Source organism: Sedimenticola selenatireducens, assembly GCF_007625115.1.
Taxonomy (GTDB): Bacteria; Pseudomonadota; Gammaproteobacteria; order Chromatiales; family Chromatiaceae; genus Sedimenticola; species Sedimenticola selenatireducens_A.
Window position 1 is genome coordinate 72,606 of record NZ_VMNH01000005.1, and the last position, 13,641, is coordinate 86,246.

At 53.7% G+C, this 13,641-nt stretch carries 14 protein-coding genes; 4 read left to right on the forward strand and 10 right to left on the reverse strand.

The features are described from left to right. Nucleotides 1–139 precede the first annotated feature (139 nt). The 4 genes from FHP88_RS04160 (at nucleotide 140) to FHP88_RS04175 (ending at nucleotide 4,149) form a co-directional block, all read left to right on the forward strand. The gene (locus tag FHP88_RS04160; RefSeq protein WP_144357756.1) at nucleotides 140–2,260 is read left to right on the forward strand and encodes a thioredoxin domain-containing protein; all 2,121 of its coding nucleotides are present in this window, start codon (nucleotides 140–142) and stop codon (nucleotides 2,258–2,260) included. A gap of 109 nt (nucleotides 2,261–2,369) precedes the next feature. Continuing rightward, entirely contained in the window at nucleotides 2,370–2,915 is a 546-nt protein-coding gene (locus tag FHP88_RS04165; RefSeq protein WP_144357758.1) for an RNA polymerase sigma factor, read from the forward strand. Then, nucleotides 2,912–3,622 carry a hypothetical protein gene (locus tag FHP88_RS04170; RefSeq protein ID WP_144357760.1) on the forward strand — a complete coding sequence of 237 codons (711 nt, stop codon included), beginning with the start codon at nucleotides 2,912–2,914 and terminating at the stop codon, nucleotides 3,620–3,622. Before FHP88_RS04165 ends, FHP88_RS04170 begins: the two co-directional genes overlap by 4 nt. 89 nt (nucleotides 3,623–3,711) lie before the next feature. Beyond that, the gene (locus FHP88_RS04175) at nucleotides 3,712–4,149 is read left to right on the forward strand and encodes a DsrE family protein (RefSeq protein ID WP_144357761.1); all 438 of its coding nucleotides are present in this window, start codon (nucleotides 3,712–3,714) and stop codon (nucleotides 4,147–4,149) included. Nucleotides 4,150–4,225: 76 nt separating this feature from the next. Here FHP88_RS04175 and FHP88_RS04180 read toward each other — a convergent pair whose 3' ends face one another. From FHP88_RS04180 to gcvPB, 10 genes are all read right to left on the reverse strand, one after another. Beyond that, nucleotides 4,226–5,263 (reverse strand): ACP S-malonyltransferase, encoded by a 1,038-nt coding sequence (locus FHP88_RS04180; protein ID WP_144357763.1) that lies wholly within the window; start codon nucleotides 5,261–5,263, stop codon nucleotides 4,226–4,228. After that, complete coding sequence (locus FHP88_RS04185) at nucleotides 5,260–7,479, reverse strand: thiamine pyrophosphate-dependent enzyme (protein ID WP_335341560.1); 2,220 nt, start codon at nucleotides 7,477–7,479, stop codon at nucleotides 5,260–5,262. Before FHP88_RS04185 ends, FHP88_RS04180 begins: the two co-directional genes overlap by 4 nt. Before the next feature lie 37 nt (nucleotides 7,480–7,516). Beyond that, complete coding sequence (locus FHP88_RS04190) at nucleotides 7,517–8,149, reverse strand: LysE family translocator (RefSeq protein WP_144357764.1); 633 nt, start codon at nucleotides 8,147–8,149, stop codon at nucleotides 7,517–7,519. Next, nucleotides 8,146–8,601 carry a molybdopterin synthase catalytic subunit MoaE gene (moaE, locus tag FHP88_RS04195; protein ID WP_144357765.1) on the reverse strand — a complete coding sequence of 152 codons (456 nt, stop codon included), beginning with the start codon at nucleotides 8,599–8,601 and terminating at the stop codon, nucleotides 8,146–8,148. Before moaE ends, FHP88_RS04190 begins: the two co-directional genes overlap by 4 nt. A 102-nt stretch (nucleotides 8,602–8,703) precedes the next feature. Further along, complete coding sequence (moaD, locus tag FHP88_RS04200; RefSeq protein WP_144357766.1) at nucleotides 8,704–8,958, reverse strand: molybdopterin converting factor subunit 1; 255 nt, start codon at nucleotides 8,956–8,958, stop codon at nucleotides 8,704–8,706. After that, complete coding sequence (gene glp / locus FHP88_RS04205; RefSeq protein WP_144357767.1) at nucleotides 8,955–10,202, reverse strand: gephyrin-like molybdotransferase Glp; 1,248 nt, start codon at nucleotides 10,200–10,202, stop codon at nucleotides 8,955–8,957. The genes moaD and glp overlap by 4 nt, the downstream gene beginning before the upstream one ends. Nucleotides 10,203–10,240: 38 nt before the next feature. After that, complete coding sequence (gene moaB / locus FHP88_RS04210) at nucleotides 10,241–10,759, reverse strand: molybdenum cofactor biosynthesis protein B (protein ID WP_144357768.1); 519 nt, start codon at nucleotides 10,757–10,759, stop codon at nucleotides 10,241–10,243. 23 nt (nucleotides 10,760–10,782) lie between these two features. Next, entirely contained in the window at nucleotides 10,783–11,715 is a 933-nt protein-coding gene (locus FHP88_RS04215; protein WP_144357769.1) for a carbohydrate kinase family protein, read from the reverse strand. A 99-nt stretch (nucleotides 11,716–11,814) separates the two neighbouring features. Continuing rightward, the gene (locus tag FHP88_RS04220) at nucleotides 11,815–12,177 is read right to left on the reverse strand and encodes a diacylglycerol kinase (protein ID WP_144357770.1); all 363 of its coding nucleotides are present in this window, start codon (nucleotides 12,175–12,177) and stop codon (nucleotides 11,815–11,817) included. After that, nucleotides 12,178–13,632, reverse strand: coding sequence for an aminomethyl-transferring glycine dehydrogenase subunit GcvPB (gene gcvPB / locus FHP88_RS04225; RefSeq protein WP_144357771.1), 1,455 nt, complete (start codon nucleotides 13,630–13,632; stop codon nucleotides 12,178–12,180). Between the last annotated feature and the right edge of the window lie 9 nt (nucleotides 13,633–13,641).

The window sequence follows — 13,641 nt, forward strand, 5'->3', positions numbered from 1 at the left end:
TTGGACAGATCCTGTGCGTGCGTGAAATCACCAGGATTTACGTTGTTGAAGCATCTATAGTTTATGTCATGATCCCTAATACATTGGCCGTATACGACGCTACAATCCCTTCTCCCCGAACAGCTCAACAGGAAATGACATGTCCGCGAACCGCTTGAGAGAGTGCACCAGCCCCTACCTGCAACAGCACGCTGACAACCCCGTGGATTGGTATCCCTGGGGAGAAGAGGCACTCGCCAGGGCACACGCAGAAGATAAGCCGATACTCCTCTCCATTGGCTACTCGGCCTGCCATTGGTGCCATGTCATGGCGCATGAATCCTTCGAAGACCCGGCCACTGCCGAGGTCATGAATCGCCTCTTTATCAACATCAAGGTGGATCGCGAAGAACGGCCCGACCTGGACAAGGTATATCAGTCCGCCCATCAACTGCTGGCACAGCGCCCCGGCGGATGGCCGCTGACGGTCTTTCTCACACCTGATGACCAAACGCCGTTTTTTGCCGGCACCTATTTCCCTGATGAGGAGCGCCACGGCCTTCCCGCCTTTATGGGTGTATTGCAAAATATCTCCAACGCGTTTCATGAACAGCGGGCTGACATCAAGGAGCAGAACAAGGCCCTGATACGGGCCATTAATCAGATTGACCCGATTGCCACAGGCAAGGCCACTCCACTTGACTCAGCTCCCCTGGAGACAGCACGACAACAACTGGCCAGCGGATTTGATGAAACCCATGGCGGATTTGGCCGCGCGCCCAAATTTCCCCACCCAAGCAGTCTGGAACAGCTGTTGCGCCACTGGGCTGCCACAGGCACGCAAGACCCCCGTTCACTCTATATGGCGGATTTCACTCTCACCCGCATGGCGCTTGGCGGCATCAACGACCAACTGGCGGGTGGGTTTTGTCGCTACTCGGTGGATGATCGCTGGATGATCCCCCACTTTGAAAAGATGCTCTATGACAACGGCCCGCTATTGGCCCTCTATGCCGATCTATGGCAAGCCACAGGCAAATCGCTGTTCAAGGATACTGCGCTGAAGACCGCCCAGTGGGTCATTGAGGAGATGCAATCGCCAGAAGGGGGATTCTATTCATCGCTGGATGCCGACAGTGAAGGAGAAGAAGGGCGCTTTTACGCCTGGAGTAACGAAGAGGTCAAACAACTGTTAGACGAAGATGAATACCGCCACGTCAGTCGTTATTACGGACTGGACCAGGAACCCAATTTTGAAGGTAAATGGCATCTGCATTGTCAAACAGATATCGCCACATTGAACCACGAACTGGGGAGTACATCTGAGCAGGCACGCAATCTTCTTGAACAGGCGAAACTGAAACTACTGGCTCAGCGGGCACACCGCATCCGACCAGGACGGGATGAGAAGATCCTCACCACCTGGAATGCCCTCATGATCAAGGGCCTGGCCAGGGCAGGGCGTCTCCTGGAGAGACCAGAACTGATCGCTGCAGCACAGCAGGCGGTTGGTTTCATTCGAGACAAACTCTGGCAGGATCAACACCTCCTGGCCTCATACAAGGATGGACGCGCCAACTTCAATGGCTATCTGGATGACTATGTAAATCTGATAGATGCACTGATTGAATTACTTCAGGCCGAGTGGAACAACGCCACACTCCAATTCGCAACCGATCTGACTGACATCATCCTGGAGCGTTTTGAAGACAAAGACCAAGGCGGCTTCTATTTTACTGCCAATGACCATGAGCAGCTGATCTACCGGCCAAAACCCTTCGGCGACGAATCAATCCCGGCAGGTAACGGTGTCGCCGCGGCTGTACTGACACGACTCGGCCACCTACTCGGTGAAACCCGGTACCTCAAGGCCGCTGAGCGCACCCTGCACTGCACCTGGGATCAACTCAAGCAATTCCCCCACGCCTACTGCACCCTGCTGCAATCTCTGGATGAACTGCTCAATCCTACCGAAATAATCATCCTGCGTGGTGAACCCGATACCCTTTTACCTTGGATTAAAAGGGCACACCAACACTACGCCCCCCGGCGTATGACATTGGCCATACCATCGGCTACGACCGATCTCCCAAAAGCCCTTTCGGTGAAACAGCCCGCAGGAGAGGTTGTCGCTTACCTCTGCCACGGAACCCACTGCGACGCACCCATCATCTCACTCGAAGATTTCAATTCAGCACTGAGCAGCACTGAGGCAGCGGCTCATGATAAGAGCCAGCGATTTGATGGGGCCGTAGGCTCTTTTAAACGATTCCGAGAGTAGCTAAAGAACCCAAACTGCAAAACCCACAGCAGCGAACGAAAAAAAATGGAATAAATCCATCGGCGCCTGCGTCTAACGGGCAGTAAAGAAAAAGGGGGAGCAGGTTTTAATGTTTAACGGCTGGCTCACAGAACGAAGCAACAGGCAGCGGTTGGCGGCACTGAGTCCACGACTCAGGCGTCTTGCTTTTGCCTGGTGTGGCGATGAACACCTAGCCGATGACCTGACCCAGGAGACACTAGCCAAGGCCCTCTCCAGCCTTCATACGCTCAAGCGTGACAATGCCCTGGAAGGCTGGGCCTTTGCCATCCTGGCCAACTGTTTTCGAGACCACTGCCGGCGCAGCAGGGCAACGGATCCCTTTGAAGAGCATGCAGATGATTCGCAACTCTCCTCCGATGATCAGATCACTCAACAGCAGAACGTGTTGCGCGTCCAGCAAGCCATTGCCAGGCTTAGCCCTCCACAACGCGAGGTGCTGCTGCTGGTCGACCTGGAGTCCTGCAGCTATGCAGAAGTTGCCGATATCCTTGGCATACCGGTTGGCACGGTCATGAGCCGATTGAGCCGCGCCCGACAAACACTTAAACAATTTCTGCAACCGGTCAAGCGCACGCAGACTACCAACCGGCCATTCATGGAGCGGATTAAATGAGTGACTTCCATTACAGCGATGACCAACTCAACGCCTTCGTCGATGATGAAATGGCAGCCAATGAACGGCTGGAGATATTAAGTGCCGCCGCGGGTTCAGATTCACTTCGTGCCCGAATAGTGGAGTTGCAGTACCTCAAAGAGTCTACTCGAAACGCCTTCCCTCTCCACACGGAGAGGCCGACAACAAGTCGGCCATCTCGGGGGCTCTTTACCCGTTACTTGGCCGCAGCCGCCATCGGAGGCCTCTCACTCTTTGCTGTATTGGCATCCACTGGCCATATACAGGCAACCAGAGAACCCGTCCTGGTGACGCTCAATAACACCCCATCCTCATCACAACAGACCCGCGTGGTATTTCACATAAGCAGTGATCGCCAACAGGATGCTTCGCTGTTGTTGGATCAGGTGGAGCTTGTAATGCAGGAACACCAGAGCAACGGCCGCCCCATTCGACTCGAAGTCGTGGCCAATAACCAGGGACTACGCATGCTGCAACAAGGGCGTTCACCCGTAGCTGAACGCATCAGACAGTTACACGCCGTCTATCCACAGCTGATATTCGCCGCCTGCGGCAATACCCTTGAACGCATGACTCAAGAGACTGGAGAAAAAATAGACATCCTTCCCGAAGCGATCATCATTCGCTCAGGTGTCTCCTATATTACCCGGCGCCAGCAAATCGGCTGGAGCTATATTAAGGTCTGAAATCAACACCCCGGATCATTAAGGGTGGTAGTGGCCGTGCATAAAAGAGCCGCAAAAGTCAGACTCACACACCAAAGAGAGGACGTTATATGAAAATATTATCCCGAGGCTTAATGACCCTGATACTCATTGCCGGCTTGTTTGGCGGACAAGCTGTGATGGCGGAGGCTAAGGCACCCCACAAGATTGTCATCCAAGTCAGCACAGATGAACCCCGCACTCAGCAGATTGCATTGAATAACGCCGTTAACCTGCAAAAGGCCCTGGGACAAGATAACGTTGTCATCGAGATCGTCGCCTATGGTCCAGGCTTGGGTATGTTGACCAGTACGTCACCCCAAGGTGAACGCATCTCTAGCCTGGCGATGCAGGACATCCAATTCAGTGCCTGCGGTAATACGATGAAGGGCGTTGAGAAAAAGACCGGCAAAATGCCAGTACTTCTGGATGGCGTTAAAGTAGTGGAGGCCGGTGTCTTACGTATTATGGAGTTGCAGGAACAAGGCTATGCCTATGTCAGGCCCTGAGTTGATCACACTGTAAATTTGGATGTGCCGAGCCAATTGCTCGGCGCATCCATTTCAGCATCCAATATGACCCTTCTTAATTCACCACCCGTGACCGTTGCTCTTCTTGGCCCATCGCCAACAGGAACGGATCATCACTCTGGCGCTGTTTGAATAGAGGCTTGTTTGAAAGCCCCAGCCAGTTGTGTTTGATCAACGCCTGTCCGATAGGGGCACCCAGTGTGCTGCCCGGACCCAGCAGTATCAATTTATCGGGTGCAAACTCCTTTATTGCCACCTCAATGACTGAGGAGAAGTTATACGGAGCCACCACTTGATGGCCCAGTGTGTAGTCATACAGGGCATGAATGTCAGTCGCAAACGGTTGCCAGATATGCCCTCGACCATCAATCAGCGGCAAGGCTGGCCGGGTAAATAACTTGGACGAAAGCATTGACTTGGCACGGCTTGATACCGATGCCAAAAGCGGCGTATGAAAGGCCGCATGCTTGGCCAACATAAGGGGATAACGACCGTCTACCGGGGGCAATCTTGATTTCAACTCATTGAGTGCCGATTGGTTCGCGCCAATGACCATTAAACCACCCAGATCAATTGAGAGGTAGGCCTCACAGTCAGCGAGCTGATTAACGGCTGCCACCTGTTGCAGTAACTGCTCTCTCATGGCGGGAACCGGCCGCCATGCCTCATCGACAACGGGGTAGACCAACTGCCCACCAATAACACCCTCCTGCATCATCGAGCCCATGCTATTAACGACCTTGATGGCCGTCTCAGCATCAAGCGCCTGTGCCGCCGCCAGTGCCAGATACCACCCCATAGAGTTCCCGGTTACCGCAACAATATCGTATCGGTCCCGATCAATGTCAGCGAAATCTCCAAGCGCACAGGCGTAGATAAGTGCCGAGGCATTCTCCCCGACGCCGTGGCGATTAAGTGAGTAGCTGGCGCTACCATCCAGCGCTTCAATGCTGGGCTGACCCAGTCCTTGCCGATAATGATCGATAGCGGCTATGAACGCTTTTTTATCCGCATGGTAACGTCCCCAATAACCCAGCTCTTCCCGGTTATAAGTCCCCCGCCCAGGACAGATCACCACGGCCGTCTGTTTCATCGAACACCCCCCAGCAATGCAAGGGCCGCACTCACAATCTGCTGTTTGTCCGGTAAAACCAGATTGGCCGCTTCAGCCAGTGGAATAAAGCTGTCTTCCGCCGTCACCCGGGCTATCCGATGCTCTCCAGGGGCCTGTTCTGTCAACAGGGTTACCAAGGCTTCACTGATGGACCCCGTTCGGCGGCACTCATCCACAATCAAGACATCCCGGCAGGGTGCAGCGGCCTTGATTAATCCCGCCTCATCCAGGGGCGCCAGCCAACGCAGATCAATCAAACGCAACGCAACGCCATGTTCCTGCTCCAATACCCTGGCGGCCTGTCGCGAAAGATAATAACCATTGCCATAACTCATAATACAGAGATCCGTACCTTCCCCCTGGCAACCAAACTGACTCAGTGCGATAGGTTCACCTTCAGTAGGCGATTGATAGATCGACGCCCAGAGATCGTCACCCGCCTCATGAAGATCCCGCGTCATGTAGAGCGCAATAGGTTCAATAAAGATCACTACGCGACGCTGCTCATGTGCCAGCGCCACACAACGGCGGAGCATCTGCACGGCATCCGCCCCATTGGATGGGCAAGCGATCACCACACCGGGTATGTCCCGAAACACCGCAAATGAGTTGTCATTATGAAAGTGGCCACCAAATCCTTTTTGGTAGGCAAGCCCGGCAATGCGTATCACCATCGGGTTAGTGTATTGTCCCCCTGAGAAGAACGAGAGGGTCGCCGCTTCACCACGGATCTGATCCTCCGCGTTATGCACATAGGCCAGAAACTGGATCTCGGGAATGGGTAAAAAACCGGTGTGGGCCAGGCCTATTGCCAGCCCAAGAATACTCTGCTCATCCAGCAGGGTATTGATTACCCGATGCGCGCCGAACTTATCAAACAGCCCGGTCGTGACGCTATATACACCACCCTTCTTTCCAACGTCCTCACCACACACCACACTGTGGGGATATTCCAACAGGATATCGGCCAGCGCCAGATTAATCAGGCGCGCCATATTCTGCGGCTTATTCAGTTGACGCAGATCTTTTCCCAGCATCGCTTCCCGGGTCTTGCTATCAACCTCGGGTATCTCGCCATACTTCTGCGCCACGGGTATCACCGAGGCCATCACCTCCTCTGCTGTCTGCAGCTTGGGACGTTTGATCGCCAGTTCAGCTATCCGGGCGACGCGCTGCTCTATCTGTGAATTCAACTGGCAAATCGCTTCTGCAGAAAGCATTCCATGATCCAGCAATAGACGGGCCGAATGCAGCAGCGGATCGTGCAGCTCATCTGCTTCAACCTGCTGCAACGCGCGATAACTGACCTCGGTATCCGAGCCGGCATGCCCCATCAAGCGAACGGCCCGCATATGCAAAAAGACGGGCTTACGAAAACGCCGGGCATAGCGAATAGCTTCCTTAACACCACGGGTACAATCCAGCAGGTCAGTGCCGTCACAATAAATGTAATGCAATCCGGCCCGACCAGAAAAACTGGCATGAATCCAACCTTTAGGTGTCGAGGTCGAGATGCCAATGCCGTTATCTTCACAAACAAACACAATGGGCATAGGCGAGTTTTGGTAGGCCGCCCAGGAGGCCGCATTGATCGCACCCTGCGCTGTAGAGTGATTGGCTGAGGCATCCCCAAAGTTACACAGAATCACGCTATCAGCGGGAAAGGGCTTACCATCGGGCAGTAGCACCTGTGCAAGACCCAAACCATGGGCAGCGCCCATTGCCTTCGGCAGGTGAGAGGCGATGGTGCTGGTCTGCGGCGGTACCCACAGGGTTTTGCTACCAAGCACCTTATGTCGACCACCGGAGATCGGATCTTCCTTTGATGCCGCAAACGAGAGCAGCATGTCATACAGGGGCGTCTCCCCCGGCCGCTGCTTACTACGTTGAATCAATAACGCCCCACTGCGATAATGCAGGAACGCCATATCGGTGATCCGGAACAGCTTGCCCAAAACCGCATTGCCTTCATGCCCGGCACTGCCGATGGTGTAAAAACTCTCGTTGCGCGCCCGCAACTTGCGGGATTGATAATCAAGATGACGACTCATCAGCTGACTCTCGAACAGATCAACGACTTCTGCAGGTGTCAGATCAACATCCTTTGGCTTAAGTTGAATAACAGCATCAGGCAAATCACCGCTCATCACGCGCTCGGGAAAACGTGACTCAATAATTTCTGCTCGGGTTTTCAACTAGCCATCCTCTCGTGAAATGTAAGAGATCCCTTTTTTATCCTAGGGCCAACCAGACACCGACTCCCATCATCAAAGTGCCCGCCAGCCTGTTGAGTATGCGCACATTGCCACTCTTTTGCAGAAACAGACTCAGGGTCCGCCCTCCACTGGCGTAAAGTATCAGGCAAAGAAACTCAATAAACAGAATCAAACTGAGCAGCACGCCGAGTTGGGGAAACATCGGTTGCTGATCATTGATAAATGGGGGTAGTAGAGAGATGAAAAACGCCCATCCCTTGGGATTGGCAACTGCAGTGACAAAACCCTGTACAGCGAGCATAGACCGAGTAGCGCGATCATGACGCGGAGAAACAAGATCGATGGCCATCCTGCCGCGCGAAAGCCACATCTGCACACCCAGGTAGACCAGATAGCCGCCACCGATGTATTTGAAAACTTCAAATGCCAGTGGATAGCGCAACATCACCGTGGCCACACCAATGACGGCTGCCGCAGCCACCAAACCAACACCGACCAACTCACCTGCCATCATCCAGAAGGTACGCCGCACACCAATGGTCATCCCCATAGTCAGGGAGAGCGTCATACACATACCCGGTGTTATGGAGACGACAAAGAAGGTCGGAATAAAGATGGCCAACAACGAGAGATTGAGAGCCGAGCTCATTGTTTCCAGCGACTCTCCGCTTGGTCATCGGAGTGACGTGCATCAACCCAACGCTCACCATCAGGTGTCTGCTCTTTCTTCCAGAAGGGGGCGCGGGTCTTCAAATAATCGATGATAAATTCACAGGCCTGGAAGGCCTCTCCACGATGGGCGCTGGCAACGGCCACCAACACAATGGGATCCAACGGCTGTAACGGCCCAACCCGGTGAACAACACGAATACCCATCAGATCCCAGCGCTCATCAGCCTCATCAACAATCGCCTGAAGTGCCCTCTCGGTCATGCCTGGATAGTGTTCCAGGGTCATGGTGGAGACGGTATCACCCTCATTGATATCCCGCATCTGTCCAACAAAAGTCACAACCGCACCGATCCCCGGAGAAGCCAATCGTAACTCCTCCTGAATGGTTGTCATGTCGAAGGGCTCTTTCTGGACCTTGATCTGATTCATGATAATTACCGTAGCGAGTGGAATCGAAGTAATAAGCGATCAGTTAAGCCTGTAATCCGAACACCTTATCTCTAAGATTAAAGGTAGTTCAAAATGGGCGTTTTACCCGCCAGTAACCGGCGGGAAGAAGGCCACCTCATCCCCATCACTGACAGGGGCATCCATGTCACACATCTCCTGATTAACAGCGGCCAGAACCGTCTGCCCATCTCCAAACACATCCTGCCAAACCCCACCTCGCAGCCTTAATAGTGCGACAACAGCGCCCACCGTAGCGATTTCAGGTGCATAGTCAAGGGTCTCAGAAGCTGTTTTAAGCTCCTCACGCAACCGGGCAAAAAAAAGCACATTGATCATTTGAGTAGCTCGCTAAAAGGTAAAAACTGCACCATCTCACCACGCGCCAGGGTCTGCTGCTCAGGCAAGATGGCCAAGCCATTGGCCCAGGTCAGTGAATTGAGCACCCCTGATGAGCGGCTGGAAAAGAGACTGATCTGCGCCTGCCCCTGATCATCAAGGTTCAGCTGGGCCCGCGCGAACTCACGGCGTTTCTCGGCCTTCGGCCAGTCGAAATCTGCCTTAGCCAAGAGTGGGGTAGGGACCACCATCGCTTCATTCACACCCTGAGACTTAAGGATGAAGGGCCGGGCAAACAGCAAAAATGTAACGAACAGTGAGACTGGATTGCCTGGCGTCCCAATAAAAGGCGTCCCTTGAATATGCCCAAATGCCAATGGCTTTCCGGGTCTAATGGCAATCTTCCACATATCCAGCGAGCCCAATTTTTCCACCGCTGGCTTGAGATGATCTTCCTCTCCAACGGATACACCGCCCGAGGTCATCACCAGATCAGCCTGTGCCGCAGCGGAAGTGAGTGCAGCACAGGTTGCATCAAAGGTGTCTTCAACAATACCCAGGCTGACCAGCTCACAACCCAGCGCCTGTAACAGGGCCTGCATGGTGTATTCATTGGAGTTATAGATCTGTCCTGGCCCTAACGGCTGACCCGGATTGATCAGCTCATCGCCCGAAGAGAAGAGCGCCACTTTAAGGCGACGATAAACCTTCAACTCACCCACGCCAACGGAAGCCGCCAAGCCGATATGCTGTGCACCCAGTCGGGTACCCGTCTGCAACACTTCCTGACCTATCTGGGTGTCTTCTCCAGCCAAACGAATATTGGCTCCAGGAGCTACCACCTCAGAGATGATGACACTCTCACCCGCCTGCTCACATACCTCTTGAATCACAACAGCATTGGCATTAGGGGGTACAGGCGCGCCAGTAAAAATGCGTGCCGCGGTACCCGCCGCCAAAGGGATTGGAGCCGCACCGGCAGGGATACGTTGTGAGACAACTAGCTTTGTTCCCACCGCCGGGACATCAGCGGTGTTCACCGCATAACCATCCATCGCACTGTTATCCCAGGGCGGCATATTTATCTGGCTTACTACGGATTCAGCAAGGACGCGTCCATTAGCCTCCGCCAGGGATACCGTTTCAGTTTCCCCAACCGCTTTCGCATGGGAAAGCAACAGGGTCAGCGCCTCTTCAAGCGGCTTCAGGCAATCCGTTACCGCATCACAACCACAATCACTCATTGATCAACCCTCTAAAAACTCTTTATTTGGGGCGGTATTCAGGCCCTGAACATCTGCGCGAAATTACATGGACGCGTGCGATGATCCAACTGCGGATTCAGAATCTTGTCCCAGCCGGTTCTACAGGCCCCCGTGGATCCCGGCAGACAAAAAATCAACGTCTGGTTGGTCAATCCACCAATGGCGCGGGACTGGATGGCCGATGCACCAATCTCGTCCAATGAAACATGCCGAAAAAGCTCGCCAAATCCTTCAATGGATTTCTCCAGCAAGGGCATGACGGCTTCAGGTGTACTGTCACGTCCGGTAATACCGGTACCGCCGGTACTGATGACAACATGCACCTCAGGATCAGCAATCCAGCGTGAGAAGATGGCGCGCATCTGATAGACATCATCCTTAACAATGGCTTTTTCAACCACTTTATGGCCCGCAGCCTCAGCACCCTCTTTCAGGATTTTGCCCGACTTATCGGTCTCTTCCGTCCGGGTATCTGATATCGTGAGTACAGCAATGTTTAAAGGTACGAAACCTGATTCGTCGTAATGTCCACTCATATCGATTCTCTTAAAGTTTCAGTTTAGAGGCTGTAGCCGAAGGCGATATTGAAGCACTGACTGAACTCATCACACAAAAAACGGTGATTCTGGGTCCCGGCCTCCTCAATCTTGATTGCCCCCATCAAAGAGGCGATACGCCCGGTTGTCTCCCAATCCATACTATTCATCAAACCATACAACAGGCCGGCCCGATACGCATCACCACAACCTGTGGGGTCAATGACATTGGCAACCGGTGCAGCCGGAATCTCATAGACTTTTTTGCGGGTATAAATCAACGAGCCTTCACCACCCCGGGTGATTACGACCGCTTCAACCTCTTGCGCCATCTGCTCAGGTGTGAGCCCGGTACGATCTTGCATTAACTTGGCTTCATAGTCATTGAACGCCAACCAGGTCGCCTGCTGCATAAATCGAGTCAGGTCATCACCGTCAAACATCGGCATACCCTGACCGGGATCGAAAATAAAGGGGATTCCCTGCTCAACAAACTGCTGTGCATGCTCAATCATCCCCTGCCGACCATCGGGAGAGACGATACCAATGGTACAGCCCTTCGCCTCTTCTACCTTGACCAGATGGGAGCGGTTCATGGCACCAGGATGAAAGGCTGTAATCTGGTTGTCGTCACGATCTGTGGTGATATAGGCTTGGGCCGTATAACTGTCCGCAATAACCCGAATGTGGTCCCGGCTCAGCTCATTCTCATCCATCCATTCAGCATAGGCGCCAAAATCGGCACCCACTGTGGCCATTGCCTTGCCTTCGCCACCTAACAACTTCAGGTTATAGGCAATATTACCGGCACAGCCGCCAAACTCTCTCCGCAGCTCAGGCACCAGAAAGGAGACATTGAGAATATGCACCTGCTCTGGAAGAATGTGATTCTTGAATTGGTCCTGAAAGACCATAATGGTATCGAAGGCCATAGAGCCACAAATCAAAGCAGACATGCCATCCTCCTTAGTTTTTATTAAGCGGGGAATTCTACACCGTTAGCCGAGGAATTGTGTAGGAAGTAGACAGCGGATACGGAGGGTATGTGATCCAGGTCAGGTGAGCAACACCAGTCCCCAGGTCAACAGTGCCAAGACAATGGAAAGAAACACGGCTGCCGAGCCCATATCCTTAGCTCGACCCGACAGCTCATGCTGCTCACCACCAAACCGATCGACTACGGCCTCAATGGCAGAATTGACCAACTCCATCAACAGCACCAATAATAGGCTGCCAAGCAGTAGCGCTCGTTCCACACCGCTGTTACCTAAATATAGCGCCAGGGGCAGCAGCGGAACCAAGGCGAGCAGCTCTTGACGAAAGGCCGCCTCATGTTGATAACACGCCTTGAATCCCGCCATGGAATAACCAGCGGCGTTGATGATCCGCTGCAACCCTGTAACCTTCTGGTTGGCCATCTATTCGGCTACCGGACTCCAGGCCAGATCCAGCTCCCTTGCCGCCTTCACATCATCCAGTCGTTTAACCGGCATCGTGTGAGGGGCACCCTTGACCAGCTCAGGGTCCTCTGTCGCCTCTTCAAGGATACTGCGCATGGCGTCGATAAAATCATCCAAGGTTGCCTTATCCTCTGTTTCAGTTGGTTCAATCAGCAGACACTCTGGCACCAATAGCGGGAAGTAAGTGGTCGGTGCATGGAATCCATAATCCAGCAGTCGTTTGGCAAAATCCATGGTATTGACACCCAACTCTTTTGCCTGTTTTTTCAGGGTAATAATAAACTCATGGGTCGCCCGGCGTTGGGGATAAGCCGCCTGAAATCCCATTGCCTGAAGCTGCTTGAGCATATAGTTGGCATTCAGCGTTGAGTACTCGGCTACGCGAGGCATCCCTTCACGTCCCAGCATACGGGCATAGATATAGGCCCGTATCAACACACCGGCGTTACCCGCAAAAGCTGTCAGTCTGCCGATACTCTCTGGGCGATCCTTCTCTGTGATCCAGGTGAACTGATCACCCTCTTTTGCCACCATGGGTACTGGCAAGTAAGGCACCAGTCGCTCACTCACACCCACGGGCCCAGCACCCGGGCCTCCACCACCGTGGGGGGTAGAGAACGTCTTATGCAAGTTCATATGGATGACGTCGAACCCCATCTTACCCGGACGCACCTTGCCCAGAATGGCATTGAGGTTGGCACCATCGTAGTAAAGCAGGCCACCCGCTTCATGTACGGTGCGGGCAATGGCTTCAATCTTGCGATCAAACACGCCCAATGTGGAGGGGTTGGTCAGCATGATGCCCGCCGTCTGAGGACCCACAACCGCCTTTAGCGCCTCAAGGTCCACATCACCATCAGGGCCTGTCGGGATCTCGCGTACCTTGTAACCACACATCACGGCGGTAGCCGGGTTGGTGCCATGGGCCGCATCGGGGGCCAATATCTCACAACGCGCGGTATCGCCCCGGGCATCGTGATAGGCCTTGATCATGGCAACACCCGCGAATTCACCCTGGGCGCCTGCAGCAGGACTCAATGAAACGGCCTCCATTCCGGTCACTTCCCTGAGCATTTCCTGTAACTCGTAGAGACACGCCATAAAACCCTGACTATGACTCTCAGGTGCCTCAGGGTGTCGCGCTAACAAACCCGGCAAACTGGCCAGACTGTTGCAGGCACGTGGATTATATTTCATGGTGCAGGAACCCAGCGGATAAAACTGGGTATCGATCGAGAAGTTCTTGCGTGAGAGACGCGTATAGTGTCTGACCGCCTGCATCTCGGAGACTTCAGGCAGGGCCGCCGACCGCTTGCGGCGGAACTGCGCCGGAATGGCGCTGACATCTGCGCGCGTCAATGGCGCTTGAGCGGTTGCCTTGCGGCCGGCTTTTGATTGTTCAAAGATCAACATGTTTTCAGA

What these genes read in the sequence shown, in the direction of transcription:
- FHP88_RS04160 (WP_144357756.1), top strand. Translation starts at nt 140, where the DNA reads ATGTCCGCGAACCGCTTGAGAGAGTGCACCAGCCCCTACCTGCAACAG.
- FHP88_RS04165 (WP_144357758.1), top strand. Translation starts at nt 2,370, where the DNA reads ATGTTTAACGGCTGGCTCACAGAACGAAGCAACAGGCAGCGGTTGGCG.
- FHP88_RS04170 (WP_144357760.1), top strand. Translation starts at nt 2,912, where the DNA reads ATGAGTGACTTCCATTACAGCGATGACCAACTCAACGCCTTCGTCGAT.
- FHP88_RS04175 (WP_144357761.1), top strand. Translation starts at nt 3,712, where the DNA reads ATGAAAATATTATCCCGAGGCTTAATGACCCTGATACTCATTGCCGGC.
- FHP88_RS04180 (WP_144357763.1), bottom strand. Translation starts at nt 5,263, where the DNA reads ATGAAACAGACGGCCGTGGTGATCTGTCCTGGGCGGGGGACTTATAAC.
- FHP88_RS04190 (WP_144357764.1), bottom strand. Translation starts at nt 8,149, where the DNA reads ATGAGCTCGGCTCTCAATCTCTCGTTGTTGGCCATCTTTATTCCGACC.
- moaE (WP_144357765.1), bottom strand. Translation starts at nt 8,601, where the DNA reads ATGAATCAGATCAAGGTCCAGAAAGAGCCCTTCGACATGACAACCATT.
- moaD (WP_144357766.1), bottom strand. Translation starts at nt 8,958, where the DNA reads ATGATCAATGTGCTTTTTTTTGCCCGGTTGCGTGAGGAGCTTAAAACA.
- glp (WP_144357767.1), bottom strand. Translation starts at nt 10,202, where the DNA reads ATGAGTGATTGTGGTTGTGATGCGGTAACGGATTGCCTGAAGCCGCTT.
- moaB (WP_144357768.1), bottom strand. Translation starts at nt 10,759, where the DNA reads ATGAGTGGACATTACGACGAATCAGGTTTCGTACCTTTAAACATTGCT.
- FHP88_RS04215 (WP_144357769.1), bottom strand. Translation starts at nt 11,715, where the DNA reads ATGTCTGCTTTGATTTGTGGCTCTATGGCCTTCGATACCATTATGGTC.
- FHP88_RS04220 (WP_144357770.1), bottom strand. Translation starts at nt 12,177, where the DNA reads ATGGCCAACCAGAAGGTTACAGGGTTGCAGCGGATCATCAACGCCGCT.
- gcvPB (WP_144357771.1), bottom strand. Translation starts at nt 13,632, where the DNA reads ATGTTGATCTTTGAACAATCAAAAGCCGGCCGCAAGGCAACCGCTCAA.